The organism is Bradyrhizobium sp. USDA 3650, from assembly GCF_054057395.1.
The window spans coordinates 6,732,938-6,759,067 of sequence record NZ_JBSRZG010000001.1 but is presented as its reverse complement, the minus strand read 5'-3'; the positions used below and the strand labels follow the sequence as shown (position 1 = coordinate 6,759,067).

General features: G+C 63.0%; 26 protein-coding genes and 1 pseudogene. 12 read left to right on the top strand and 15 right to left on the bottom strand.

Annotated elements, in window-relative coordinates:
* Window positions 1–183: 183 nt before the first annotated feature.
* The 3 genes from ACVIN2_RS31715 to ACVIN2_RS31705 are packed head-to-tail and all read right to left on the bottom strand — an operon-like array spanning window position 184 to window position 2,229.
* Window positions 184–792, bottom strand: coding sequence for an amidohydrolase family protein (locus tag ACVIN2_RS31715; RefSeq protein WP_456768587.1), 609 nt, complete (start codon window positions 790–792; stop codon window positions 184–186).
* Window positions 770–1,429, bottom strand: a complete 660-nt coding sequence (locus tag ACVIN2_RS31710; RefSeq protein WP_456768586.1) for an amidohydrolase family protein — start codon at window positions 1,427–1,429, stop codon at window positions 770–772. Before ACVIN2_RS31710 ends, ACVIN2_RS31715 begins: the two co-directional genes overlap by 23 nt.
* Before the next feature lie 17 nt (window positions 1,430–1,446).
* The gene (locus ACVIN2_RS31705; RefSeq protein WP_456768585.1) at window positions 1,447–2,229 is read right to left on the bottom strand and encodes a GntR family transcriptional regulator; all 783 of its coding nucleotides are present in this window, start codon (window positions 2,227–2,229) and stop codon (window positions 1,447–1,449) included.
* 149 nt (window positions 2,230–2,378) lie between these two features.
* On the opposite strand from ACVIN2_RS31705, the pseudogene ACVIN2_RS31700 reads away from it, so the two are divergent.
* The 5 genes and pseudogenes from ACVIN2_RS31700 to ACVIN2_RS31680 all read left to right on the top strand — a co-directional run.
* Window positions 2,379–3,518, top strand: a pseudogene (locus ACVIN2_RS31700) (pyridoxal phosphate-dependent aminotransferase); the annotation flags it as partial.
* 24 nt (window positions 3,519–3,542) lie between these two features.
* Window positions 3,543–4,325, top strand: a complete 783-nt coding sequence (locus ACVIN2_RS31695) for an SDR family oxidoreductase (RefSeq protein WP_247430561.1) — start codon at window positions 3,543–3,545, stop codon at window positions 4,323–4,325.
* A 25-nt stretch (window positions 4,326–4,350) separates the two neighbouring features.
* Entirely contained in the window at window positions 4,351–5,232 is an 882-nt protein-coding gene (locus ACVIN2_RS31690) for an alpha/beta fold hydrolase (protein WP_354208859.1), read from the top strand.
* 4 nt (window positions 5,233–5,236) lie between these two features.
* A complete protein-coding gene (locus tag ACVIN2_RS31685) occupies window positions 5,237–6,475 on the top strand; it encodes a M20 family metallo-hydrolase (protein ID WP_456768584.1) in 1,239 nt (412 codons plus the stop codon).
* Window positions 6,472–8,730, top strand: a complete 2,259-nt coding sequence (locus ACVIN2_RS31680; RefSeq protein ID WP_456768583.1) for a xanthine dehydrogenase family protein molybdopterin-binding subunit — start codon at window positions 6,472–6,474, stop codon at window positions 8,728–8,730. The genes ACVIN2_RS31685 and ACVIN2_RS31680 overlap by 4 nt, the downstream gene beginning before the upstream one ends.
* Before the next feature lie 634 nt (window positions 8,731–9,364).
* Here ACVIN2_RS31680 and ACVIN2_RS31675 read toward each other — a convergent pair.
* Complete coding sequence (locus ACVIN2_RS31675; protein WP_354218058.1) at window positions 9,365–10,102, bottom strand: IclR family transcriptional regulator; 738 nt, start codon at window positions 10,100–10,102, stop codon at window positions 9,365–9,367.
* Window positions 10,103–10,565: 463 nt separating this feature from the next.
* On the opposite strand from ACVIN2_RS31675, the gene ACVIN2_RS31670 reads away from it, so the two are divergent.
* The 7 genes from ACVIN2_RS31670 to ACVIN2_RS31640 all read left to right on the top strand — a co-directional run bounded on the left by ACVIN2_RS31670 (window position 10,566) and on the right by ACVIN2_RS31640 (window position 17,539).
* Window positions 10,566–11,411 (top strand): amidohydrolase family protein, encoded by an 846-nt coding sequence (locus ACVIN2_RS31670; protein WP_354208863.1) that lies wholly within the window; start codon window positions 10,566–10,568, stop codon window positions 11,409–11,411.
* Between the two features lie 16 nt (window positions 11,412–11,427).
* Window positions 11,428–12,639, top strand: a complete 1,212-nt coding sequence (locus tag ACVIN2_RS31665) for a CaiB/BaiF CoA transferase family protein (protein WP_247300434.1) — start codon at window positions 11,428–11,430, stop codon at window positions 12,637–12,639.
* A 51-nt stretch (window positions 12,640–12,690) separates the two neighbouring features.
* A complete protein-coding gene (locus tag ACVIN2_RS31660; RefSeq protein WP_456768582.1) occupies window positions 12,691–13,863 on the top strand; it encodes an NADH:flavin oxidoreductase/NADH oxidase in 1,173 nt (390 codons plus the stop codon).
* A gap of 78 nt (window positions 13,864–13,941) precedes the next feature.
* Window positions 13,942–15,153 carry an ABC transporter substrate-binding protein gene (locus ACVIN2_RS31655; RefSeq protein ID WP_354208865.1) on the top strand — a complete coding sequence of 404 codons (1,212 nt, stop codon included), beginning with the start codon at window positions 13,942–13,944 and terminating at the stop codon, window positions 15,151–15,153.
* 180 nt (window positions 15,154–15,333) lie between these two features.
* Window positions 15,334–15,657, top strand: a complete 324-nt coding sequence (locus ACVIN2_RS31650) for a hypothetical protein (RefSeq protein WP_354208866.1) — start codon at window positions 15,334–15,336, stop codon at window positions 15,655–15,657.
* A 150-nt stretch (window positions 15,658–15,807) separates the two neighbouring features.
* Window positions 15,808–16,977 (top strand): NADH:flavin oxidoreductase/NADH oxidase, encoded by a 1,170-nt coding sequence (locus ACVIN2_RS31645; RefSeq protein ID WP_354208867.1) that lies wholly within the window; start codon window positions 15,808–15,810, stop codon window positions 16,975–16,977.
* Window positions 16,978–17,083: 106 nt separating this feature from the next.
* A complete protein-coding gene (locus ACVIN2_RS31640; RefSeq protein ID WP_456768581.1) occupies window positions 17,084–17,539 on the top strand; it encodes a PaaI family thioesterase in 456 nt (151 codons plus the stop codon).
* A gap of 21 nt (window positions 17,540–17,560) precedes the next feature.
* Here ACVIN2_RS31640 and ACVIN2_RS31635 read toward each other — a convergent pair whose 3' ends face one another.
* From ACVIN2_RS31635 to ACVIN2_RS31585, 11 genes are read right to left on the bottom strand one after another with little or no spacing between them, the layout of a single operon-like run.
* Complete coding sequence (locus tag ACVIN2_RS31635; protein WP_456768580.1) at window positions 17,561–18,421, bottom strand: amidohydrolase family protein; 861 nt, start codon at window positions 18,419–18,421, stop codon at window positions 17,561–17,563.
* A 7-nt stretch (window positions 18,422–18,428) separates the two neighbouring features.
* Window positions 18,429–19,205, bottom strand: coding sequence for an enoyl-CoA hydratase/isomerase family protein (locus tag ACVIN2_RS31630; RefSeq protein ID WP_456768579.1), 777 nt, complete (start codon window positions 19,203–19,205; stop codon window positions 18,429–18,431).
* A 26-nt stretch (window positions 19,206–19,231) separates the two neighbouring features.
* Window positions 19,232–20,389: an acyl-CoA dehydrogenase family protein gene (locus ACVIN2_RS31625; protein WP_456768578.1), complete on the bottom strand. Its 1,158-nt coding sequence runs from the start codon at window positions 20,387–20,389 to the stop codon at window positions 19,232–19,234.
* A gap of 11 nt (window positions 20,390–20,400) precedes the next feature.
* Window positions 20,401–21,471 carry an acyl-CoA dehydrogenase family protein gene (locus ACVIN2_RS31620; RefSeq protein ID WP_456768577.1) on the bottom strand — a complete coding sequence of 357 codons (1,071 nt, stop codon included), beginning with the start codon at window positions 21,469–21,471 and terminating at the stop codon, window positions 20,401–20,403.
* 13 nt (window positions 21,472–21,484) lie between these two features.
* Window positions 21,485–22,708 carry a CaiB/BaiF CoA transferase family protein gene (locus tag ACVIN2_RS31615; RefSeq protein ID WP_339031558.1) on the bottom strand — a complete coding sequence of 408 codons (1,224 nt, stop codon included), beginning with the start codon at window positions 22,706–22,708 and terminating at the stop codon, window positions 21,485–21,487.
* Between the two features lie 37 nt (window positions 22,709–22,745).
* Window positions 22,746–23,249, bottom strand: coding sequence for an ABC transporter ATP-binding protein (locus ACVIN2_RS31610; RefSeq protein WP_456769840.1), 504 nt, complete (start codon window positions 23,247–23,249; stop codon window positions 22,746–22,748).
* Entirely contained in the window at window positions 23,168–23,461 is a 294-nt protein-coding gene (locus tag ACVIN2_RS31605; protein WP_456768576.1) for an ATP-binding cassette domain-containing protein, read from the bottom strand. Before ACVIN2_RS31605 ends, ACVIN2_RS31610 begins: the two co-directional genes overlap by 82 nt.
* Window positions 23,451–24,236, bottom strand: a complete 786-nt coding sequence (locus ACVIN2_RS31600; RefSeq protein WP_354208873.1) for an ABC transporter ATP-binding protein — start codon at window positions 24,234–24,236, stop codon at window positions 23,451–23,453. Before ACVIN2_RS31600 ends, ACVIN2_RS31605 begins: the two co-directional genes overlap by 11 nt.
* Window positions 24,217–24,660, bottom strand: coding sequence for a branched-chain amino acid ABC transporter permease (locus ACVIN2_RS31595; RefSeq protein ID WP_456768575.1), 444 nt, complete (start codon window positions 24,658–24,660; stop codon window positions 24,217–24,219). The genes ACVIN2_RS31600 and ACVIN2_RS31595 overlap by 20 nt, the downstream gene beginning before the upstream one ends.
* Complete coding sequence (locus ACVIN2_RS31590; RefSeq protein ID WP_456768574.1) at window positions 24,557–25,282, bottom strand: branched-chain amino acid ABC transporter permease; 726 nt, start codon at window positions 25,280–25,282, stop codon at window positions 24,557–24,559. Before ACVIN2_RS31590 ends, ACVIN2_RS31595 begins: the two co-directional genes overlap by 104 nt.
* Entirely contained in the window at window positions 25,254–26,129 is an 876-nt protein-coding gene (locus tag ACVIN2_RS31585; RefSeq protein ID WP_354208875.1) for a branched-chain amino acid ABC transporter permease, read from the bottom strand. The genes ACVIN2_RS31590 and ACVIN2_RS31585 overlap by 29 nt, the downstream gene beginning before the upstream one ends.
* Between the last annotated feature and the right edge of the window lies 1 nt (window position 26,130).

The following is a 26,130-nucleotide window of genomic DNA, read 5'->3' as shown; positions in this document are numbered from 1 at the left end:
CAGACGCGTAAGCGTTCGCGGTGCCCCGTCCGACCGAAACGCCCTCGGTGCCGAGCCAGCCCGGCTTTCCTGCCGATCGGCACAAACTCTATTGATCGCCGGACTCTCGCTTGCGTGCGGGTGCCGGCCGCCCCCTTCCGTTCCGCCCCCTGCAAGCCATCGGTTCTGGTTGAAGCTCGGAGATCAGGCGTGATCCGTATCGGCAACCGAAAAGGTCGAAGCCACGACTCGCCCGCCGAACAGTACGGTGCGCTCGCGTGCCCCACCGGCGACGAGGCTTTCGACGTCATCCGAGCGCGCAACGAGAAGATCAGCCCGCGCACCCACGCGCAAGCCAGCATCGAGCTCCATCAACCCGGCCGGGATGCGGCTTACCATGTCGAAAGCTTGTCCGAGATCGTTGATGCCGAGATGACCGGCCAAAAGGGTCCAGCGCGCAATCTCGAGAAGATCGCCGGAGCCTGTCGGCACGAAAGCATCCTGGATATTGTCGGAAGCGGCTGCCACCGGCACGCCGCGCGCGATCAGTTCGCCAACACGCGTGAGCCCCCGCGGCACCAATCGATCGGCGCTGCGCCCCTGCAGGAAGAGATTGGCCGCGGGCAACGTCACGACGGCAACCCCGGCCTCGTGCAGGAGGTCGATCGTGCGCAGCGCATCATCGCGCGGCATCGCGCCGAGAGCGGAAGAATGCCCCGCAACGACGCGCCCGGCGAGGCCGCGCTCACGCGTCATGCGGGCAAGTGCGTCGAACAGCACCCTGCCAGCATCAATATGCTCGTCGATATGCATGTCGGAGCGGCCGGCCGGTACGCTCTGCCGTGTCGAAAAGCAGTTCCATGAAGGCCAGCGGCTCGCGAGAATAGGCTGGCACGCCGCCGATCACGTCGGCGCCGAGCGCCAGCGCAGCGGACAGCCACTCTTCGCTTTCAACGAGCATCGAGGGCGCCTCGCCGGTCAGATGCGCCACCACCTGGATGTGCATCCGGTCGCGGCATCGCTCGCGCATGGCGACCATCGCCTCGATCCCGCGCAGTCCAGTCTGCGGATCGATATTGGTATGCGTGCGGATTGCAACCGTGCCGAGGGCGCTGCAGTTCTCGACGGTCCGCAGGGCGCGCGCGATCATGTCCTCCGCCGTGATCGTCGGCGCGATGCCCCTGTACGCCGCGATGGCGCCCTCCAGCGTTCCTGCCGGATTATTGATCAGCGCGCGGGTGCGAGACTTGTCGAGATGCTGGTGGATGTCGACGAGACCCGGCACCACGAGGCGGCCCTCAAGGGCCATCACCTCCGCGCCGTCCGCGGGCAGCGCTCGCCCTATTGCGGAGATGCGACCGTTCTTTCCGATCCGGATGTCGAGGAGCTCCGGCGCGCTTGCGCCTTCTCGGCAGATCCGTCCACCCCTGAGAAGGAGTTCGAGGCGCATCGGACGAGCTCCCGGCGCTAAGGGTTTTCAAGAAAGAGGCCAGAATGTTCCGACCGCCGCACAAAGTGCAGGAAATCGGCGATGCCGTCGCTGAGCATGGCCAAGTGATTGCGCATCAGGGTACCGGCAGTGGTGGCATCATTGTCGATGATTGCCCGCAGCACCTGCTCGTGCTCAAGCTGGGAGGAGATCATCCGTCCGGGCTGGAAAGTAATCGTACGGCGGTACGGCGCGGTCTTGAGCGACAGCCTGCGCAGTTCATCCTGCAGCACGCGATTATGGCACGCCTCAGCGATGGCATTGTGGAAATCGATATTGGCGTCATAGAAGGCATCGGCATCGCCGCTGATGGCCGCCTTACCGCAGGCTTCGTGCGCCTTGCGCAGCACATCACGCTGCTCATGCGTGATCCGGCGCGCCGCCTGCACGCAAGCCAGCGCCTCCAGTTCGGCAACCACGCTGAGCGCATCGAGCAGGTCCGCAACCGACAACTGCGCGACCTGAAGTCCCTGGCGCCCACGCGCGACGGCAAGACCGCTCGCCGAGAGCCGCTGCAGTGCCTCGCGTACCGGCGTCCGGGAAACCTGGTAGCGATCGGACAGCTCGCGCTCGTCGAGCCGCGAGCCAGGACGGACACGCCCCCGCAGGATCTCCTCTTCCATCCGCTCGGCGATGTCGCTCGCCAGGGAGGAATCCTCGCCGCGCGACGGCTTCGGCGATTGTTTCGCAGGCGGATTGGTCTCGGCGACTGGCCGCGCGCGACGCGGACGGCTGGATTGGGCAGTGGTGCGTGCAGTCATGAGGCGCAGCAAGCCTTGCAATGAGGGATTCGAAGTAGAGCATGTTTGTACATCGCCGCAGCCAAAAAAACCACCTCGCACGCGTTTGCATGCCAAAAACGCTTGTTGGCATGCACGTTTCAGCTTAAACAGAGCGAAAGTCGAGGCCCCGTCCCATGAAGCGCTTTGAGACCCGCAACGCCCATTTCGACCGGCTGGTGAACACCCCTGGCCTGAAATGGTTGGGCCAGAACACCAACCACATTCCCGCCCATCCGGCCGTCATCGACGCCATGGTCGCCTGCGCGCGGGACGAGCAGTTCCACGTCTATGCCCCGCCTGCCGGCCTCGAGGCGCTGCGCGCTGGCATCGTTGCCGATGTGGGGCTACCCGCGCAGGCCGCCCTCGTCTCGGATGGGGCCGTCGCCTCGCTCTATCACGTCTGCCACACCCTGCTGCGCGCCGGTGACGAATTCATCACAACCGACCCGACCTGGAACTGGCCGATGGCGTTTGCTCGTTCGGTCGGCGCCACGGTGACCCAGATCCCGATTTATGGCGCGGAGCACCGTTACCGGCTCGATCCGGCTCGTCTCGCCGCGGCGATCACACCGCGCACGAAGATGATCTACATCGTCGATCCGAACAATCCGCTCGGCGTAGCCTGCACGAAGGCTGAGATCGAGGAGGTCGCTAAGATCGCGCGCACGGCCGGAGCATGGCTGGTGCATGACTGCACGTATCGCGACTTCGCGCACGAGCATCACCTCGCCGCTTCGATCTATCCGGAGCGTACGATCACAATCTACAGCTTTTCGAAATGGCTCGGTCTTGCCGGGCTCCGTGTCGGCGCAATCATTGCGGATCCCGAGGTCCTCGAGCAACTTGCAGCCGCCCCGCCCAACAATCTCGGCTCAAGCATTTTGTCGCAGCGGGCTGCCCTCGCCGGTCTTGCGATCAAGGCCGAGTGGTTTCCGCAGGTACTGGATATCACCCGCCGCAACCAGGCGATGATCTACGATGCCCTGCCCCGCGTGGAAGGCCTCTCGATGCCCGTATATCCCTCAAACGGCAATTTTATCGTGGTCGAATGCAGCGCAAGCGGGGTGCAGCCGGAGGCGCTGGCCGCCGCTTATGGCGAGCGCGGGATCATGATCCGCCAGGGCGCCTACCACACCCCGAATTTCGGCGACCGCTTTGTCAAGGTATCGACATCGGTGCCGCAGGTGTGGGTGGAGGAATTCCTTGAACTGCTGCCCGCGATGATGGAGCGGGCGCGCGGCATCAACCTGGACACGCCGCTGTTCTGACAACTGTAGCTGAGGGTCGGCGCGATGGATTTGCAATTAGGTGGCAAAAAGGTTGTGATCACGGGCGCCTCGCAGGGCATCGGCGAAGGTCTCGCCCATGCCTTCGCCGGCGAGGGATGCCATCTTCACCTCACGGCGCGGTCGGCCGAGAAGCTTGCCACGCTGACGCGCGAGATCCGCGAGCGTAACGACGTGACCATCACGTCGACCGCCGTCGACATGACCGAATCCGGGGCCCCCGAGCGCATCGTCGACGAAGCAGGCAACGTCGACATCCTGATCAACAATGCCGGCGTCATTCCCAGCGGCACGATCTTCGACATCGGGCCGGAGAAGTGGCGCGAAGGCTGGGCTCTCAAAGGCTTCGGGTATGCCGACATGATCCGCCTCGTCTATCCGCGCTTGAAGGAGCGCGGCGGCGGCGTCATTCTCAATAATATTGGCAATGGCGGCGAGATCTGCGATCCGCAATATATTGAGGGTGCCGCGGGTAACGCCTCAATTATGGCGATGACGCGGGCTCTCGGCGGTCGCAGCCTCGACGACAATATCCGCGTCGTCGGCGTCAATCCAGGTCCGGTCGACACGACGCGGATCTACAACATGCTGCGGAAGTTCGCGGAGAATACGCTGGGCGATCCGGCACGGTATGGCGAATTGCTGGCAAAATATCCGCTCAAGCGCCCGGCGAAGATCCACGAAATCACCGATTTATTCCTCTTTCTCGCCTCCTTCCGCTCCGGCTACACCTCCGGCACCATCGTCACAGTCGACGGCGGGATCGCCTCACGGCGCTCCGTCGTTTGATTAAACTGAACAGCAGGATCCTGCCATGGCAATTGCGACAACATCCGATGGCGTGAAGCTGCATTATGAGACGGCTGGATCCGGCACGCCAATCGTCTTCGTCCATGAGTTCGGCGGCAACCACTGGAGCTGGGAGCCGCAGATGAGCTTCTTCACGCGGCGTCACCAGTGTCTGACCTTCGCTGCGCGCGGATTTCCGCCGTCTGAAATCCCCCAAGACGTAACGTCCTACTCGCAGGCGCGCGCGGCGGATGACATTTTCGACATCATGGACTGCGCCGGCCTGGCCAGGGCTCATCTGGTCGGCTTGTCCATGGGCGGCTTCGCCGTTCTGCATGCTGGCCTGCGCCGGCCCGAGCGCGTCCTGTCGGTCTGCGCAGCGGGCGCCGGGTATGGCGCCGAAAAAACCCATGAAGAGTACTTCAAGGGTATCTCCGAGCAGGTCGCCAGGAACTTCGAAAAGCAGGGCTCGGAGCTTTTCGCGAAGACCTATGCCGAGGGCGCCTCACGCGTGCAGTTTCAGGAGAAGGACCCGCGCGGTTGGGGGTTGTTTGCCGAACGGCTGGGTAAGCATTCATCGAAGGGCGCCGCCAACACCATGCGCGGCGTCCAGATGCAGCGACCTTCGCTTTATGACCTGGAGACCGAGTTCAGAAAAATGAAGCCGCCCTTGCTCGTGATGGTCGGCGATGAGGACGACCACTGCCTCCAACCTGGCGTTTTCCTGAAGAAGACCGTGCCGGCCTGTGGCCTTGCCGTGTTTCCGAAGAGCGGCCACACGCTGAATCTTGAGGAGCCGGCGCTGTTCAACCATTTGCTGTCGGAATTCCTAGGTCAGGTCGAAAGTGGTCGCTGGAAAGAGCGCGACCCACGCGCCAATCCGGCGCAGATCATGCGGACGGACTGAGGCGATGCGCCCGTCCGATCGCGTAGATGGCGCGCGGCTGTTGGCACGGCTGATGGATCTCGCCCGCTTTGGTGCGCGCGAGGATGGCGGCGTCGATCGCCAGGCACTCACAGCCGCTGAAATTCTCGCTCGCGCCGAGCTGGTGCGCTGGGGACGAGAACTCGGCCTTCGTCCCTACACTGACGCCGCCGCCAATCTCTTTCTGCGTCTCGACGGCGCGGAGCCGTCACTGCCGCCGATCCTCACGGGCTCCCACATCGATAGCCAGCCGACCGGTGGCAAGTTCGACGGCGCCTACGGCGTGATCGCCGCGCTGGAGACAGTGCAAGCCATTCGTGACGCCGGCTTGCAGCCCCGACGCTCCATCGAGGTGGTGGCTTGGACCAACGAGGAAGGCTCTCGTTTCTCGCCCGGCATGACCGGCTCGGATCTCTTTACCGGCACGCGTCAGCTCACCATCATCGAAAGCGACGCCGACGCCGCGGGGGTCCGGCTCGGCGACGCACTCGCCGGCGTTCTTGGTGCCGATGTCGATATCCCGCACAGGCCGCTCCAATTTGAGGTCGCAGCTTTCGTCGAGGCCCATATCGAACAGGGCCCCCTCCTCGAACGCGCCGGCATTCCGGTTGGCGTTGTCACGGGCATCCAGGGCACCCGGCGCTACCGCGTGCGCGTCCACGGCGAGCCGGCGCACGCGGGCACCGCCGACCGTGCCGAGCGCAAGGACGCGTTAATGGCTGCAGTGCGCATGATCGCCGCCATCGATACGGCCGCATCGAGCCCTGCCGACACCAAGCTCACTGTCGGCCTGTTCGAGATCAAGCCCAATGCCCCCTCGGTAGTACCGGCGGACGCCTTGTTTTCAATCGACCTGCGTCATCCCGACAATGCAGTAGTCGACCGGCTCGATGCCGAGATCCGCAAGATCGTCGAGCGTGAGCGCGGCCCCTGTACCGTCGAGCTGAAACAAATCCAGCACTCGCCGTCGCTGACCTTCGATCCCGCGGTCCGTGCCACAATCGCGCGCTGCGCGGAGGTGCTCGGGATTCCGCATCAGGATATTCATTCGGCAGCCGGTCACGACGCGCGACAGCTGCATTATGTCTGCCCGACGGGCATGATCTTTGTGCCATGCCGCGACGGCATCAGCCACAACCCGGCCGAATGGAGCGAGCCAGACGACCTCACCGCCGGCACGCGTGTCCTTGCCGATACCGTGTGGACGCTCGCGAGCGAAGCATGACCAGCTCGCCGACCGGGTCATTGATCGGTACCCCCGTGCGGCGCCGGGAGGACCTTCGCTTCGTGACTGGGCGGGGCTGCTATACTGACGATCTATGGCCCAAAGGGATGCTGCATGGGGTTGTCGTCCGCTCTCTCCGCGCACACGGTCGCGGCCTGTCAATCGATGCCTCTGCGGCGCGGACAATGTGCGGTGTGCATCTTGTCCTCACCGGGAGCGATCTCGCGACCGCTGGCCTGGCACATGTTCCGGTTGACCTACCGCCGCCGGGCGCGACTTTCGACACGTGGCACGCTCGCCCGCAACCGGTTCTGGCCATCGAGGAGGTACGCTACGTCGGCGACCCGCTTGCTTTCATTGTTGCCGAGAGCATAGCGGCGGCAAAAGACGCTGCCGAGGTGCTCATCATCGACATGGAGGCATGCGACCCATTGCCGAGCTTGTCGGCCGGCGCATCGGACTTTTCGTACGAGGAAGGCGATGCCAAGGCTGTAACAGCGCTGATGGCAACTGCCCGGCGCATTGTAGAGCTCGACGTTCCTGTGCACCGGGTCGACGCGCTACCGCTGGAGCCGCGCGGCTGCCTCGGCCAATTTCAGGATGATACCTTTACGCTGCACGTCTCGACACAACGCGTTCAAATCCTGCAGCGCTCATTGGCAGACCGGATCTTCCATGTGCCCCGTGAACGCATGCGCGTGGTCGCGCCTGACACTGGCGGCGGCTTCGGCCAGAAAAACGGTGTCTACCCTGAATACGTCCTGTGCCTTGAGGCTGCGCGCCGCCTCTCTCGTCCCGTGAAATGGATACCCGAGCGCAGCGAGGCGATCAGCTCCGGGTGTCACGCGCGCGACAATCACTTTCATCTTGCCGCTGCCCTCAACGATGAAGGCCGCATCCTGGCAATTGAGGCGACTCGACGAATGAATCTCGGCGCCTACGCATCGTCGCGATCGATGGTGCCGGTGCAGAACGGCCTGACGCACCTGACGGGTGTCTACCCTGTTTCTCAAGCTCACGTGCGTGTCGATGGTGTTTTCACCAGCACTGCGCCGACCTGCTCGTATCGCGGCGCTGGCCGCCCCGAGAATGTCTATGCCTGCGAGCGTCTTGTCGACGTCGTCGCAAGAACCTGCGGCAAGGATCCGATCGCATGGCGGCGTGCAAATTGCCTAAGCAGCAAGCAGCAGCCATTGACATCGCCGCTCGGTACCACTTTCGACGGTCACGACTTCCACGGCCTGCTCGAAGCGGCGCTGGCGCGGCTGGATTACGATCACTTCCGCGCACGGCGGCGAACGAGCGCTAGCTCAGGGTGGTTGCGCGGGTTCGGTGTCGCGCTGTTCGCGGAAGATCTCCACGGCTCCAACGAGCCGATCCCCGCACGCCTTGAGTGGAGCGGCGAGCGACTGGAGCTAGTCGTCGGGACGGGCTCGGCCGGTCATGGACACGAAACGACGTTTCTCCAGATGACCGCGGAGCGTCTGGGACTGCCAATGGAGCGTCTCGGCTTCGTGCAGTCCGATACGGCACGCATGAGCGAAGGCGTCGGAACGGCCGCGTCCTGGTCCACTACCCTCGCCGGTTCATCCGTGCATTTGGCAGCGGCCGCAGCTATCGAGAATGCCTGCGAGATCGCCGGCGAACTCCTCGAGGTCTCGCCTAACGACATCGAATTTGCCGAGGGTCGATTTCGCGTGGCCGGCACGGATCGCTACGTCCGCTGGGACGATATCTTCGCTCACGCGCCGGACTTCACGGCAGGTGCGGCGTTCGCCGGGTCGGGACACAATGTCGCCGGCTCGTGCCATGCTTGCGAGATTGAGATCGAGAAGGAAACAGGGACGGCTCGCCTGCTCACCTATGCCATCGCGCAGAATTCGGGAGTTGTCATTAATCCGATGATCTTCATCGGCCAGCTTCATGGTGGCATGGCCCAAGGCGTAGGCCAGGTCCTGATGGAGCAGATCGTCTATGACGAGGCCGACGGCCAACTCCTCTCCGGTTCGCTCAGCGATTATGCGTTGCCACGGGCGACTGACCTGCCATATATCGCAACGGACATCCAGCCCTCGCGGGCGCTCGACAATCCGCTCGGCGTCAAGGGGGTCGGGGAAGCCGCCGCTACCGGATCGCCGGCCGCAGTCGCCAATGCCATCATCGATGCGCTCGCGCCGCTCGGAATCCTGCATCTCGATCCGCCATTCACTAGCGAAAAGCTTTGGCGAGCCATTCGCAACCATCGCACGCTATAGCCGTGAAGAGCTTTACGTCTCATCTTACGCGTACGCGTACGCCGCTGATGCCGCTGTGCTTATCCGAACAAGGACCAGAAGCCGATATCGCAGGCTAGCGTACCACGGACGCGCCCGCACGTTGCTCGCTTCTGGCCCTTCTGCCAAGTGCCTGGGGGCGCCCCAATACGTCCCGATCCACGCCAGCCCCGACTGATAAGCTATCGTATGAAACCATATCAGTCGGCCAACTGACTCCATTTGCGACCAAAGCTTACCAGTTCGCAGACCGACTCCCTCTGCCAAACCTTATCAGTCGCGAACTGACTCCATCGGGGCCAGGACGCGGGCGAAATCTCGAAGCATCATCAAAACAGAACAAGCTTGGGAGACTTAGGACCAACCTGTTCGCGTGCGTGCCCGAGTCACACGGGCCAAGCGGCTGCCCCACGGGGATGCTCGATTCGTCTGGTGACGCCAGTCCCACACAGCACTCAGCATACTTCGAAGTGTAGGTATCCTTCCAACGCCGAAGGCAGTCTAATCTGATTTGGTCCTGCTGCCGCCGATGCGCCCCGGTGGTGACTTGACCGGCGGGCTCGGCTTGAGGTCCGTTTGTGTCGTGAGCAAGTTGGGCTCGGCCGAAGGGCAGACGTCACGATAGGAAACGCGCGATGCCTTCACGGATACAAGCCAAAATTTCGTCCTGCCGCTCCTCGAGACGGGACACCGGGCCGCCGACACCGAGGACCAGGTCGCGGCCGAAATCGCGCTTCGGCAGCAGGACGGCGATCACGCCAGCGTCCTGGACGATGATGTGTCTTGAGAACATGTAGCCGTCGCGCCGGATGCCGTTGACGATCTTCATCAGCGCATTCAGCTCGAAGTGCTCTTCCCGGGGGCAGACAGCGTTGATGCGGCGCAGGAGCCGCTCAATCTCGACGTCGGTATGGCCGCTGAGCAGCGTGCGTCCGATGCCGCTGATCGCAAGCGGCCGGACGTCGCCGGATTTAACTTCGAACCGCAGGCGTTTGCTGGTTTGTAACGCGTGAATGTACTGCGCATGCAGATCGGACTGCGTGCTGATGCTGACGAGCTCGTCCAGTTTCCCATGGACGAAATCGACCAGCGCAAGGATTGCGCTGTCGCCGAACAACCCGCTGTCCAGCCAGCGGCCCATCTGGGCGATGCGCATGGTCGGCATGTAGGTGCGATTGTAGCTGTCGTAAAACAGGTACCCCAGCATCGCCATGCTCTTGAGCAAGGCCGCGGCGCTCGACGTCGGATAGTCGCACTTCGTCGCCACTTCCTTCAGCGAAATCGGACGCTTCACTTCCTCGAAGTACTCGAGGACTTCAAAGATCCGCTTGGCCGATTTGATACTGGAGCTCATCATTTACACATATCTGGAATGTAATTGGCTGACAGGTACCTTGATGGGTCGAGCCGATTTGCAGAAATCGGCCGCAGTTTAGCCCCTCCCTCCTATGACAACAAGCATTTTACACATATATAGAAATAGAACTATGCATATGTAACATGATGGACTCAGAAACGCCCTGCCTCTAGTCTTGCAGCGGCCGGAAAGGCCGCGGCGTAGCAGCCGTTCAAGAAATGAAAAGCGCCCCGCCAAGGTGGCGCACGCTTGCAGGGAGGGCGTGATGAAGCCGGGAATGAATTTGTCCATCGCTATCGACTGATGTCGTCCGGTTCGACCTGTCTTCGCTTGGCTCCCGCCGCTGAACCCAACCCCTTCGCGACCATGCTTCCAGAGATCAACCATCGCGCTCGGCGACGGCTCGCAAGCCATCGTGTGCAGCGGCGGCAACACCTAGACCGAACAGGGATTTGCTTCCATGAACTACCGATTGCCTGAAGGCAGCTGCGATTGTCATTTTCACATCTACGGCCCCTTCGATCGCTTTCCGCCTGGAAATGAGGGCCGCTTCACCGCCGCAAAGCCATTCACAATCGAAGACGCCTTTGCCATCTGGGACAAGCTCGGCATCACGCGCGGTGTCATCGTCCATGCGGTCGGATCGGGAGACGACAACGCCGTCACTTACGATGCGCTGCGCCGCTACCCCGACAGGCTTCGTGCCGTCGCAATCCTGCGGCCCGATGTCTCGGATCGGCGGCTCGATGAACTCACCGACATCGGCTTCAAGGCGGTGCGCGTCACCATGATCCGGCAGGACGGCAAGCCGGTCTCAACGCTCGGCACCAGCTACGACGATCTGGTCAAGCTCGCCCCCCGCATCGCGGAGCGGGGTTGGCATGCGCAGCTCTGGATCGAGAGCTCGGATCTTGCCGCCGCCGCGGCCGAGCTCGAGAAACTGCCACTGAACTACGTGATCGACCACATGTCACGGACCATGGCCGACAAGGGACACGATCATCCGGATTTCCGCGCCTTCACCGACCGACTGAAAACCGGGCGCTACTGGACCAAGATCTCCGGTGCCGACCGCAACACGCGCGTCGGCCGCCCCTATGCGGACACGGCGCCCTTCATGCGCGCCATCGTCCAAACAGCGCCCGACCAGGTCGTGTGGGGCAGCGATTGGCCCCATGTCGGCCACAGCGCCGAGACGATGCCCGATCTCCAGGACCTGCTTCGTCTGCTGCACGACTGCGTTCCCGACGAAGCCACCCGCCGCAGGATCCTGATCGCCAACCCGGCGCGGCTCTACAATTTCTGACAGGACCGAGGACACCTTGGACAACAACAAGAAGCTGCCGCTCGACGGCGTGATCGTCATCGACCTCGGCCAGGTCTATCAGGGCCCGTATGCCGGTTTCCTGATGGCGCAGGCCGGCGCGACCGTCATCAAGGTGGAGCCGCCGAACGGCGAGCCGGTGCGTCATCGCGCCCGCATCAGCAAGGGCAACGCCGTCCCGTTCGCAATGCTGAACGCCAACAAGCGCAACATCAGCCTGAACCTGAAGTCGCCCGACGGCGTCAGGGTCCTGAAGGAGCTCGCGTCGAAGGCCGACGTGCTGATCGAGAACTACGCCCCCGGCGTGCTCGATCGACTGGGCGTCGGCTATGCTGCACTCAGCGCCGTTAATCCGCGGCTGATCTACGGCTCGGCCACCGGTTACGGCCTGTCCGGGCCCAGCCGGGACAATCTGGCGATGGACCTCACCATCCAGGCCGTGTCAGGCATCATGAGCGTAACGGGATTTGCCGAAGGTCCTCCGGTCAAGGCTGGTCCAGCCATCACCGACTTCATCAGCGGCGTGCATCTCTACGCCGGCATCCTCACGGCCCTTTACGATCGGGAGAAAAGTGGCCGCGGCCGGCTGGTCGAGATCGCGATGGTCGAGACCGTCTATCCGGCGATGGCCTCGAACCTGGCCGATGTCTTCAACCGCAAGGCGGCGGCCCCCCGCACCGGCAATCGTCACGGCGGGCTCGCCGAAGCGCCCTACAATGTCTATCCGGCATCCGACGGCTATGTCGCCATCATCAGCGTCAACGAATCCCACTGGACCGGACTAACGCGCGCGATGGGACGGCCGGAGCTGGCCGACGATATCAGGTTCAAGACCGTGCTCGACCGCTTGAAGCACATCGATCTGACGGACCAGATCGTGTCCGACTGGTCCTCGCAGCTCGCGCGCGACGAGATCACCGAGCTTTGCCGCGTCAACAGGGTGCCCTGCGCCGCCGTTCGCGACCTGCGCGAAGTAACCGAGGACAAACACCTCCACGCCCGCGGCATGTTGCGCGAGATCTCGCATCCGGAATACGGCGACATCCTCGTTCATCGCAGCCCGCTGGTGCTGCACGATACGGCGACGCCCGAGTACGTTCCGTCCGCGCGTCTCGGTCAGCACAATGGCGAGGTCTTGTCGGAATATCTCGGCCTGTCCAGCAGCGAGATTGATGAGCTACGCCGCTCCGGCGCCATTGCACAACAATGACGAACGTCGAGGGGCGAATGCCCCGGTCCGCCAATTCAGGGGAAGATCACAATGGTCAAGCTGTTTGAAAGCATTGCATTCCGCGGCGTCGAGCTGAGCAACCGCATCGTCGTTTCGCCGATGGGGATGTATTCGGCCGTGAACGGCTACGTCACGCCGTTCCACTTGGTTCACTATGGCAAATTTGCCCAGGGCGGGGCCGGGCTCGTCTTCGTCGAGCAGACGTCGGTCTCCCGGAAGGGGCGCATTACCAACGGCGATCCCGGGCTATGGGAGGACGGCCAGATCGACGGCATGCGTCAGATCGTTCATGTCATCAAGTCGCACGGCTCAAAGGCAGCGATCCAGATCAATCACGGCGGACGCAAATCGAGCCAGCAGCGCGCGTTCCGGGGCAATAGCCATTTGACGGACCGCGATATCGAAATGGGAGAGGAAACCTGGGTGCCCACGGGGCCGTCGGATGTGGCATTCTCTGATGGCTTCCAGACTCCCATCCCTCTCAGCAAGGACGGACTCGTCGGCGTACGCGATGCCTTCGTCGCCACGGCGCGTCGGGCTGTGCTTGCGGGCTTCGACATCATCGAGCTTCACATGGCTCACGGCTATCTCCTGCAATCGTTCCTGTCGCCGCTCGCCAATTTCCGCACCGACGAATACGGCGGCAACCTCGAAAACCGGATGCGGTTTCCGCTCGAAGTGACGCGTGCCGTGAGGGCTGCACTTCCCTCGTCCACGCCCCTCTTCGTGCGCATCTCCGCGACCGATTGGATCGACGGCGGCTGGGAAATCGAAGACAGCATCATTTTCTCCCGCAAATTGAAGGAGCTCGGTGTCGATCTGGTCGATTGTTCGACGGGCGGCAATCTTCGCGCGGGATCGACCAACGCCAATCTCGGTCGCGGTCCAGGCTATCAGGTGCCGTTTGCCGAACGCATTCGCCGCGAGGCCGACATTGCGACGGGCGCGGTTGGCATGATCCGGACCCCGGACTTTGCAGAGAAGGTTCTGCAGGACGGCAGGGCCGACCTCATCTTCATGGCCCGCCAGATGCTCTACGATCCGTTCTGGGCGCTTCACGCTGCGGAGCATTTCGGGCTGACCGGTCATTTCGAGCAATGGCCTGAGCAATATAGCTGGTGGCTTGCCAAATGGGGCGGAGCCCTTCGTGCCGCCGGAGAAAGTCTGGACGGGGTCGAGCGATACCGCCAGGCGGCCGAATAGATCCGCCGCCAGCGCGGCTGGTGTCGCAAGATCAATCCTGATCTCGAAAGTTAAAAAAAATTCAAAGGGGAGTGAAAAATGAGAAATGTACTGGCTGCGTCGATGGTTTTCCTCAGTCTTGCTTCGGCTCACGCGCAGACGCCTGCGTCGAAGCCGGTCAAGCTCGGCGTTCTCAACGATCAGTCGGGCCAATATGCGGATGCCGCGGGGCCTGCAGCCGTTGAAGTTGCCAAGATGGCGATCGCCGATTTCGGCGGAAAATTGCTGGGACGGCCGATCGAGCTCGTGTTCGCCGATCACCAGAACAAGACGGACATCGCCTCGGGCATCGCCAGGCGATGGATCGACACGGAGAACGTCGATGTCATTCTCGATATTGGAAACTCCGCGGTCGCGCTGGCTCTGGCTGATCTGGTCCGGGACAAGAACAAGATGATGATCGTGTCGTCGGCCGGCGCATCCGCCATCACGAACGAGAAATGCTCTCCTAACACCTTCCAGTGGACCTACAACACCTACACCCTGGCGCGCAGCACCGCGAAGGCGCTTTTGGGACAGGGTGGCAACGAATGGTACTTCCTGACGGCCGACTATGCTTTCGGACAAGCTTTCGAGAACGATGCGTCCGCCGTGCTCAAGGAGTCCGGCGGCAAGGTGGTCGGCTCGGTGCGGCACCCCTTCAACACCAGCGACTTCTCGTCGTTCCTGCTGCAGGCGCAGAACTCGAGCGCCAACGTGCTGGCTCTCGCCAATGCCGGCGGCGACACAACCAATTCGCTGATGCAGGCGCACGAGTTCGGCCTGCTCGGACAGAAGAGCAAGATGAGGGTCGCGGCTCTGCTGTTCCAGATCACAGATGCCAAGTCGGTGGGTCTTCCCAATCTGCAGGGTCTGTACACCTCGGAAGCCTTCTATTGGAATCGGAATGACGGTTCACGCGCGTTCGGGAAGCGCTTCTTCGACAAGGTCGGCCGCATGCCGACCATGGTTCAGGCCGGCATCTACTCGGCCACCTTGCACTATCTGAAGGCCGTCGAAGCTGCTGGAACCCTCGACACCGCAGCCGTGCTCGCAAAATTCCGTTCGATGCCCGTGAGCGACTTCTTCTCGGAGAAGGGTTACGTTCGCGAGGACGGCATGCACATCCACGACTACTACCTGCTGCGGGCAAAGACGGTGGAGCAGTCTAAGGGGCCGTGGGACTTCTACGACGTCGTCGCAACGGTCCCCGCCGAAGACGCCAACATTCCCCGCGAACAGAGCAAGTGTTCGCTGATGAAGAAGTCCTGATCTCCAGGCTTCGTGAAGGATCTTTGAGCGGCAGCCCAGTGCTGCCGCTCAGGGCGCGGCTTCCACCGCTCGATCGGGATGAAGTGGCCGGCTTGGCTTCCGGTCCCGCAGAGTTTATGCTTATCTCGCAACGAACCCGAATTGAGGATCTCGACGACACGTTTCGGGAAATGGTGGTCCATGACCGATCAGGCGCGAGAAGCTGTCGAGCTGCTGCTCAAGAATCGGCAATTGGACAATCGGCAATCCTATCTCGTACGCGGCCGCCGGTACGAACAACTCTCCGCCAACGATCTTTGCAAGCTCTGGGCGGAGCAGATGAACCGCTGGGCCGACGACTCGATCGCGTTCGACCAGAGAGCCCTCAACGATCTTGGGGTCGAGATGGGATTGCGGGAGATCGCACACCCCCTGGAGCAGATCGCGGAAGCAAGGCAGAAGATTCTCGCGAAATCGGGAAAAGCGTTGGCGACAATTCTTGCAGACCATCCGGACACAGAATAGCGGAGGTCAACGGTCGCGTGAACGACGCCGTCCAGCCAACAAGGTATCGTCAGCCCCTCTTTTCACATCCATAGAAATGCGATGCCGTCCCTGACGTGCATTGGCATATGTGGGCCAGCTCCCTAATCTGAAATCAACAAGGGAGGCCGGATGAACGAGACGCTGCTGTTCTCACCACTACGTATCCGTGATGTCGAGATCAAGAACCGGATCGTGGTCCCGCCGATGCTGCAATACGTTGCAGACCGCGGCTTTCCGACCCCCTGGCACATCACCAATGCGGGCAAGTTCGCCGCAGGCGGCGCGGGCCTTGTCATCGTCGAGTCGACCAAGGTCGAGCGCCGCGGCTGCGGGACGGTCGGGGACCTCGGCATCTGGGACGACAAGTTCATCGCGCCGCTTCGCGACATCGCGAGCTTCATCAAGTCGAACGGCGCTGCAGCCGGCATCCAGCTTGGACACACCGGCCGGAAGGGAAAGGCCCGGCGTCCCTGGGAGGGAGATGGAACCCTCTCCGCCCAAGAGCTTGCAGCCGTCGACGACGTCGACGGCTGGGGCCTGATCGGTCCGAGCGCGCTTGCGTTCGGCAATGGCTATTTCACGCCGCGCGCACTGGAGCGTCACGAGATTCCTGATGCGATCGACGCCTGGGGCAAGGCGGCGGCGCGCGCCGACCAGGCCGGCTTCGACGTCGTCGAGCTGCATGCCGCCCATGGCTATCTGATCCATTCGTTCCTGTCGCCTGAGGCGAACCAGCGAACGGACGACTATGGCGGCAGCGAAGCCAACCGGATGAGATTTGCCATCGAGGTCGCCGAGTCCGTGCGCGCCAACTGGCCGGCGCCAAAGCCGCTGTTCGTCCGTCTTTCGATCGAAGACGAGGCGGGCTGGGGTCCGGCTGAGAACGCCAGGCTGGTCCGCATCTTCAAGACGAAGGGCGTCGACGTCATCGACTGCAGCACCGGCGGCCTCAACAGTAAGGTCCCCAACTTCTTCCGCCTCAACGAGTACGGCTATCAGGTCCAGTTTGCGGACTATATCCGCCGCGAGGCAGATATCATGACCATGGCGGTCGGCCTCATCATTCACGGCGATCAGGCCGAAGCGATCCTTCAGGACAAGAAAGCCGACCTCGTCGCTGTCGGCCGAGAGTTCATCCACAACCCGAACTGGGCGATGGACGCGGCGCAGAAGCTCGGCGTCGATCCGACCTTCAGCGCGGTCCCGCCGCAAATGGGCTACTGGCTCGAAAAACGGGCCCGCCGCGGCTTTGGCGGAAATCCCTCCACGTGGCAAAAGGGCATCGCGTCGGATAGCTGATCTCCGCCGGGCGCTGTTGTGTAGCGACATTGCCTGTGCTGATTGTTTGCGAGGCGTGCTGCGGCTCGCCTCGTGAACATCCAGCAATTACGGGCTATCACCAGACATGTCGTACGAAGACTTGATCAAGCAGACCGAGGCGCGACGGCCGGCGGCGTGGGAGTTGCTCGGCGTCGGCGCCGTTTCCTATGATCAGACACGCGATCGTGTCGTGATCGAATGGCATGCCGAGCCTCGGCATTGCCATTCCACCGAAGGACATCCCAGGGGCGGCATCGTACAGGGTGGAATCGTGACGGGCTGGCTCGATGCGGCCATGGCGACCGCGAGCCTGCTGCGCGGCGAATACCTGACTACAGTCGCGAGCCTCGAGATCAAGGTCGCATTCCTGCTGCCCGCACACCCGGGCCTGTATCGGGCTTACGGCAAGGTCGTCCGGCAGGGACGCAGCGTCGGCTTCCTGGAAGCCGAGCTGCGGGATTCAAACGACGTGCTCATCGCAACGGCGAGTTCGACAGCGGCTCTACGGCCCAAGAACCCTGCCGGGACCAGCCCCGCGTAATCCTTTCGCAGCTCTCGGCTCTCAGAAGCCGTAGAGTCTGGCCGGATTGTCGATCAGGATCTTCCTGCGGACGGCCTGGTCGGGCACGCAGCGCCTGAACAGATCCATCAGCACGGACTCCTTCGGGACGGCGTCGTCGGCGTGGCCGACGTGCGGCCAGTCGCTGCCCCAGACCAGCCGGTCGGGGTTGGCCGCGACCAGCGCCTTCATGAAGTCCTCGGTGTCCTTGTACGGGCTGCCGACTCGCGTGTTGCGATCCGCACCGGATAGCTTGCACCAATAGCGGCCGCTCTTGAGGCCGCGGTCGCAGAACCACTGGTACCCACTGTAATTGACGGTCTTGTCTGCCATGGTGCGACCCTGATGGTCGATGACGAAGTCGAGCGGGAGCTTCTCGATTTCGGGCGCCAGTTGCTGCAGATCGCCGGTCTCGATCCAGAGCTGCGCGTGCCAACCGCGCTCGGCGATGCGCGGCGCCAAGGCCTTCAGGTCGTCCAGATTCATGCCGCCGCCCGACAACACGGGCTTGCCGTCCTGATACAGGAGATTGATGCGCACGCCCTTGACGCCGGCATCGGTCAACTCGTCCAGCCGCTTGTCTGTGACATCCTGATTGAGGATCGCGACGGCGCGCAGTTTGTCCGGAAAGCGCTTCAAGGCCTCGAGCGTCACCTCGTTGTCCGAGCCGGCATTGCCGGCATGGACGATCACGCCGCGCGAAATGCCGATCGTCTTCCAGGCGTCGAACAGCATATCGACTGGGAACTCCTGCTTCGGAGCGAATTTTCCGGAATAGTCGACGGGGAAGCGATCGAACGGCCCATAGATGTGGACGTGGCAATCGCAACTTCCCTCCGGAAATTTTTCGAGCTTTTCCGTCATGGTGACCTCACTTGCCGGTGAAATTGGCGGACCGGCGCTCCGCCGTGGATTTGACCCCTTCGCGGAAATCGTCGGTCACGCACAGGCGATTCTGCTCGGTGAGTTCGTGATCCGTCGCATGCTTGACGCGGTCCGCGAGTCCCACGCGCATGGTGGCGCGGGTCGACAGAAGGCCGAGCGGCGAGCATTCGGCAATTTCCTGCGCGAGCGACATCGCGGCCGCGCGAACCTGGTCCTGAGGGACCAAAACGCTCGCCAATCCCATCGCCAGTGCCTGCTCACCAGTGACGCGCCGGCTGGTGTAGAACATCAACTCGGCGTTCGGCTTGCCGATGGCCTCGGGCAGCGTGACGGTCAGTCCGAAGCCGGGATGGAAACCCAGGCGCGTGAAGTTCGCGGCAAAACGGGCCTCGGGACACGTCACGCGGAAATCCGCCGACATCGCCAGACCAAAGCCGCCGCCGATTGCCGCGCCCTGCACCGCTGCGACGATCGGCTTCTTGTTCCGGAAGATGCGCACGGCCTCTATATAGAGGTGACCGCCGTCTCGCTGGTCGCCACTGGCCGGCGCGTCCCGGGCCGGCGTATTGAAATCCGCGCCGGCGCAAAACGCCTTGCCCTGCGCGGCAAGGACGACGGCGCGGATCTCGCCGTTCGCATCGATCTTGTCGAGTGCGTCGGCGATGTCCCGAATGAGCTGGAGATCGAAATAATTCAGCGGTGGCCGCTGGATCTCGATCGTTGCGACGCGGCCTTGCGTGGTAACCGCGATATCAGTGCTCATGTGGAGTCAGATTCCTTTTGTCTTGATCAGCGAAGTCCAAGCCCGCGCGCGATGATGCCGCGCAGGACTTCCGTGGTGCCGCCCTGGATTGTGAGCTTCGGCGCGATCTTGAGCTCGAAATCCAGCTTGTTGCGGAAGGCGTCCTCTTCGTCGTCCTCGAGGTCGAGCAGCGAAGCGAGCTCGCGGACCCGATGCGGCAGGCCCTGCTCCCAGACCGTGCCGAGATCCTTGACGATCGCGGCCTCGACGACGGGTTCGCGGCCCGCCTCGAGCATCCCTGCCACCGAAACGGACATGCGGCGCAGCGTGTGCAATTGCGCGACCAGCCGCCCGATGCCGACGGTCACCCTCACGTCCGGCTTGGCGCCCGCGGCGTTGGTAAGCGCAAGCAACGCATCGTAGGTTTCGAGAAACCGCTCAGGCCCCGAGCGCTCGTAAGCAAGCTCGCTCGTGGCCTGCTTCCAGGCGCCATCGACCTCCCCGATGACATGATCGTCCGGAATGAACGCGTCCTGGAACACGACCTCGTTGAAGTCGCGCTGGCCGCTCATCTGCCCGATCGGCCGGCAGGTGATGCCAGGCGTCTTCATGTCGACCAGGAACGACGTGAGGCCGTGCCGCCGGTTTTCCTTGGTCGAGCCGGAGGTCCGGAACAGGCCGATCATGTAGTCCGCGATGTGCGCGCTGCTGGTCCAGACTTTCGTTCCGTTGATCAGCCAGCCTCCGTCCGTTCTGGTCGCCTTCGCGCTCGCCGCGAACAGATCCGAGCCGGAATTCGGCTCGCTCATGCCGATGCAGAAGAACAGCTCGCCGCTGATGATACGGGGAAGCACGTCCTGCTTGATCTTCTCGTCCGCGTAGCGAATGAGGGTTGGGCCGCTCTGCCGATCCGCCACAAAAAAGCGGCGCACGGGTGCATTGGCAATCCGCATCTCCTCGGTGACGACATAGCGCTCGAGGAAGCTGCGCTCCTGCCCGCCATACTTCTTCGGCCAAGTCATGCCGATCCAGCCTTTCGCGCCGACGCGACGGGAGAATTCATCGGCATTCTTCGCGCCGACTTCGGGCCGATCGGGATCGAACGTGCCCGCTGCGATCTCGCTCTCAAGGAACGCCCGGACCTCCTTGCGCAACTCCTGGCAATGATCCGGCAGGCGCATGGCGTCGAAATGAATGAGAGACATCGCGGCTCCTTTCAGCGAGAGGCAAGCAGGGGCCAGAGTTCCCTGGCACCTCTGGCGGTGATTAACTCGCCGAGCTTGAGGCTCCAGAACGTTTCGTCACCGAACTCATCGCGCCATGAAAGAAGGCGCAGCGTGAACCGATGCAAGATATGTTCATCGGTGAATCCGATCGCGCCGTGCACCTGATGGGCGATGCCGGTTCCGACCTCGGCGGCCTCGCTGCAGCGAATCTTAGCCGCTGCGATCTCAAGCAGCGCGGCATCGTCATCAAAGCCGGTGTTGGCGATGGTATCGGCCGCCGACGCCGCCGCGGACGCAGCCGCAGCAACCTCACCGCCGAGCCGCGCAAGGCTGTGCTGGATCGCCTGGAATTTCGAGATCGGCTTCTCGAACGCGACACGCTGCTGCGAATAAAGAACCGAAACTTCGAGGATCCTGTCCAGAGCGCCCGCAATCTGCTGCGCTCGCACAGCTGCGCCCATCAGCAGGAGGACGTCCTTCTCGCGCGCTCCCGATTCCTTCAGGCGCGCACGATGAACCGGCAGCACGTTCGCGAAACCCACGGTGTCGCGCGCGTCGCTCGCGAGGCTTTTGCCGGGCTTCAGCTTGCAATCGGCCGTTCGGACCAGAGCGATCGACGGCCCCTCGTCGCCATTGGCCAGCACGACGAGATGCTCGACATCGCTCGCGAAGGGCACCATGCGGGCTTGGCCGTTGACGCGTCCGGTCTTGTCGAGTGTGAGGTGATCTTTCGGGCGAACCGGCGCCACCGTCATCGGCCCGCCCGGCGCGGTCAGACCCGCGCGGTCTAGCAGCCACCCGGCCAGAAGCGTTTCCGCGAGTGGCACTCCCAATGCCGCGCGGCCGGCCTCGCGAATGATGCCGAAGCCATTGCCGAGCGACGCCCCTGCCCCGCCGGCGGTCTCGGAAGCCCAGGCGAGGTCCAGTCCTATCTCCTGAAGAAACAACCAAAGCGGCGCCTTCCAAGCATCGTCGCGCTTCTGGACAATGGTCTGCGGATCGGCCAGATCCGCAAGGACACGCGCGGCTGTTTCGACGACGAGGGTTTCGGAAGCTGACATCGTCATTCTCTCACTATGTGGATGGGGGGCGCGGGCCGATCACGCCCTCGCTCCGCAGCGTAGCGATCTCGGGCTCCGACATGTCGAGCATCGACGACAGCACCTCATCGGTGTTCGCGCCCAATCTGGAGGAGACCGCGGCCGGCAGCCTGTCCGCGCCGTGAATGCGGATCGGGCTGTCCGGAATGACGATCCGCCCGAACTGCGGATGCTCGATCCATTCCAGCATGCCGCGTGAATGCATGTGTCGGTCGTTGCACACCTCTTCTAGGTCGCGGACCGGTGCGGACGGCACCTTGAATTTCGCCAGTGCAGCGCAGGCCTCCTCGCGGGTGATCTTCGAACTCCAGTCCGCGATCAACTGGTCGGTTTCGTCCATGTTGCGAACGCGCGCGACCTTGTCGCGGAATCGCGGATCGTCCGCGAGTTCGGTCCGTCCGATCGCTTGCAGCAGATTGCCCCAATGCTTGTCGTTGGTCGCAATGATCGCGATGTAGCCGTCACTCGCCGGATAGACATTGTATGGCGCCGCGGAGAGCCCGCCGTGTCTATTGCCGGTGCGCGGCGGCGCCCTGCCGATGTCGTACATGTAGGCCAGGTTCGAGGCGAGCGCGGGAAACACGGCCTCCTGCATCGCCACCTCCACCAGCCGGCCGACGCCCGTGATCTGCCGCTCGTACAACGCCGTCATCACCCCGGCATAGAGGTGAATTCCGCTCATGAAATCGACCAGCGCCGGACCGGCCTTGACGGGCGGGCTATCCGGAAAGCCGGTAACGCTCATGAGTCCCGACACGGCCTGCACAGTCACGTCCATGGCCAGATTGTCCTTATCCGGGCCCGACAGTCCATAACCGGATCCCGACGCATAGACTAGCCGGGGATTGAGCTCGTGCAGCACGGACCAGCCGATCCCGAGCCGATCCATCACGCCCGGCGCGTAGTTTTCCAGCAGGACATCGGCGTCCTTGACCAGGCGCTTGAGGATCTCCTTGCCCTTCGCGGATTTCAGATCCAGCGTGATGCACTTCTTGTGACCGTTCAGCATCGCGAACGGTGCGCCCGACCCGCGACTGACGCTGTCGCGCTGACGAACCGGTTCTCCGGCAAGCGGCTCGATCTTGATTACCTGGGCCCCGGCCTTGGCCATCAGATAAGTTGCGTAAGGGCCCTGATAGACCTGACCAAGATCGATGACCGTAAGGCCATCGAGCGGAAGATTGCGTCGACCCTGCATGTGTCTGTCTCAAATCCCTTGCAAAGAGCTATGTCCGCTAAGCGCCGAGATAGGCTTCCTGGATGTCGGGGGCATCAGCGATTTCGCCGGCCATTCCTTCGCGCACGATCGAGCCCACTCTGAGCACATAGGCCCGGTCGGCAATCTTGAGCGCCGCGCGCATATTCTGCTCGACCAGAAGCGCCGAGAGGCCCCTGGCCCGCAGCGCTCCGATCGCGCCGAGCACGAATTTGGAGAAGAACGGCGACAGACCGAGTGACGGCTCATCGAACAGGATGAGCCGCGGACGCGCCATCAAGCCGCGGCCGATCGCCAGCATCTGCTGCTCGCCGCCGCTGAGATTTCCGGCGGCCTGCCGGAAACGCTCGCGCAGGCGCGGAAACATGTTGAGCACGTCATCGACCGTAAACACGGGACCGCTGCCGAATGCGTCGACGATCTTCAAATTCGCCTCGACCGTCATCGACGGAAAGATCTCGCGCCCTTCGGGGACGTGGCTGATGCCGGCCCGGCTGAGCGTCCAGGGCTTGCGCCCGTCGATGCGCTGATCCGCGAACTCGATGCGGCCCGCAGTGATCGGCAGGACGCGCCGGAGATCGCGTTCAACAACGTGGTTTTACCCGCGCCGTTGGCGCCGAGGATGGCGACGATCTCGCCGCGGTTGACGGAGAGCGAGACGCCGCGGAGCGCGACGACCTTGCCGTAAGCCGCCGAGACGTCCTTGACGGTCAGCAGCGTGCCATCACTCGTCATCGTCAGCCCCCAAATAGGCGGTCACGACTTCCGGATGACTGAGAACGTGATGCGGCGCGTCGACCACGACAGGCTTGCCGTCGACGACGACGAGCGCGCGGCCGCAGAGCTGCCGGATGACCGCCATGTCGTGCTCGACGATCAGGATGGTCCGCCCCGGTGCAATCGCACGGATCAGGGCGATGAAGTCGGCGGTCTCGCGCCCGTTCATGCCGGCGGCAGGCTCGTCGAGGAACATGATCTTCGGATCGGACATCAATGCGATTCCGACGGCGAGCCGGCGCTGCACACCATAGGCCAGCACGCCGGCCTTGCGGTTCCGCTCTCCGTAGAGGCCGATCAACGCAAGAACCTCCTCGACGCGGGCGTGGAAGGCCTGCTGATCCCGGACATAGGACTTGCTGCCGACGATGCGGCCAAGGACGCCGTGGTGAAAGCTCGCATGGCGCCCGAACAGGAGATTTTCCAGCACCGTGCTTTCAGCGAACACCGCAGTTCTCTGAAAGGTTCGGGCGACGCCTGAGCGCGCGATGAGATGCGGCGGCATCCCCGAGATCTCGCTTCCCATGATGCGGATCGATCCGCTGGTCGGCACGGTGATGCCGCAGAGGATGTCGAACAGCGTCGACTTGCCCGCACCATTCGGGCCGATAATGCCAAAGATTTCGCCTTCCTCGACATCGAGGCTGACGCCGTTCAGGGCCGTCACGCCGCCATATCGCTTGACGATATCCCGGGCCGAGACGATGGGACGCTCAGCGGCTGCGATCGTCATCTGTCCTCCTTCCGAGCCGGTCACGCAGAGCAACGCCCAGTTGATGCAGTCCGCCGGGGGCAAACATCATGATCAGGATGATGATCGACGAGAACGCCAGGATCCTCACGTTCGGATCGAGGTTCATAGCCTGCGGTATCAGCGTGAACATCGCAGCGCCGATCACCGGTCCGACCACCAGCTGCGCGCCGCCCAGCAGAACCATCAGGAGCCCGTCCACCGTGTTCGCGACGCTGAAGACCTCGGGCGTGACAATCTGCGTGTAGGGAACGGCGAGCGCACCAGCCAGCGCGGCAAACGGCGCGCTCAGCATGAAAGCCTTAAGCCGGACGCGCGCCACATCGACGCCGACCGAGCGCGCGAGATGAGGATTCTGGCGGACACTGTCCATGGCGGCGCCGAAAGGAGACCGGCGCAGGACCACCAGGAAGACGATCGCAAGCAGAAGAATGGTGGCGGTGACCGCGAAGTAGGTCTGCGGATCCGACAGCTGGAGCGAACCGATCTCGATCGGCGGAAAGCCGAACAGGCCGAGCGGTCCCCCGGTGATCTCCTCGAGATTTCGTTGCTGCGACCATGGCGACGCCGGTCAGGCCCCAGGACACGATCGAGAAATAGGCGCCGGTCAGACGCAGCGTGATGACGCCAATGATGGCGGCCAGCACCACGGAAAGCACGAGCGCGATCAGTACCGCGACCTCGAACGGCAGCCCGAGCTTGCCCATTCCGATCGCCGCGCCGTAAGCGCCGACGCCGAAAAACAGGCATTGGCCGAGCGGCACCTCTCCGACGCCGCCGAGGATGATGTTGATGCTCAGAGCAAACAGGGCGAACGCACAGGTGTACCCGGCGAGGGTCACCACGAACGGGTCGGTGAACGCGAAGGCGAACGCCGCGATGGCCGCGACTGCGCATGCGACGTAAATGGCCTCTCGCGCGGCGCGCCCGGCCCTTTCGCCATTCATGGCGCCGGCCCGCTTCCTGTCCATCGTCATGCCGAAATCCTGGATTGCCATCTCAGTGCCGATGCTGCTGGACTTGGCCAAGCAGTCCTTGCGGTCGGAACAGCAGCGTGGCGATGACGAGGCCCCAGCCCAGCGCGGGCGTCCACGAGACAGAGACGTAAGTTTCGAACAGCGCGTTGGCGACACCGATGAGAAGCGCACCCAGCATCGCGCCCGGAATACTGCCCATCCCGCCCAGGATGACGACCGTGAAGCCGACGATCAAGGCGCTGTATCCCATGGTCGGATAGATCGTCGAGATCGGCGCCAACAGCGCGCCTGCAAGACCAGCGGCGGCGACGCCTAGCACGAAGGCCAGCGCGCGGATCCAGGGAACATCGATGCCGGAATAGAGCGCGCCACGCGCGTTCTGGGCGACGGCCACGACCTGCTGGCCCTTTATGCTCAGACGGAGCCACAGACCGAGCGCGCCGAGCACGAGAACTGAACAGACAAAGATGAACGCGCGTTGCGACGTCACGAAGATACCGAGAAATCGCATCGTGCTTTGTCCGAGCGGCGATGTCACCGGGAGCGGGTCCGGCCCGAAGATCAGGATCAATCCGGCCACCGCCGCCTGACCGAGCGCGAACGTGACGATCAGTGAGCCGTGATGTGAATCGCCATACAGGCTGCGACGGATGACGACCCATTCAGTGACGGCGCCAATGGCCACAACGATCAGCACCGACAACGGAACAGCGATGAAATAGTTCATGCCTCGCGACGTCAGCAGGTAGCAGGCATAGCCGCCCATGGCGAAGAACGCACCATGGGCGAAGTTTGCAATGCCCACGATTCCGAAGATCAGCGTCAGGCCTACGGCGATGACGGCATAGCCGGCGCCAAGCACCAATCCGTTGACGAGGGTTTGAACCAGAAGTTCCAAA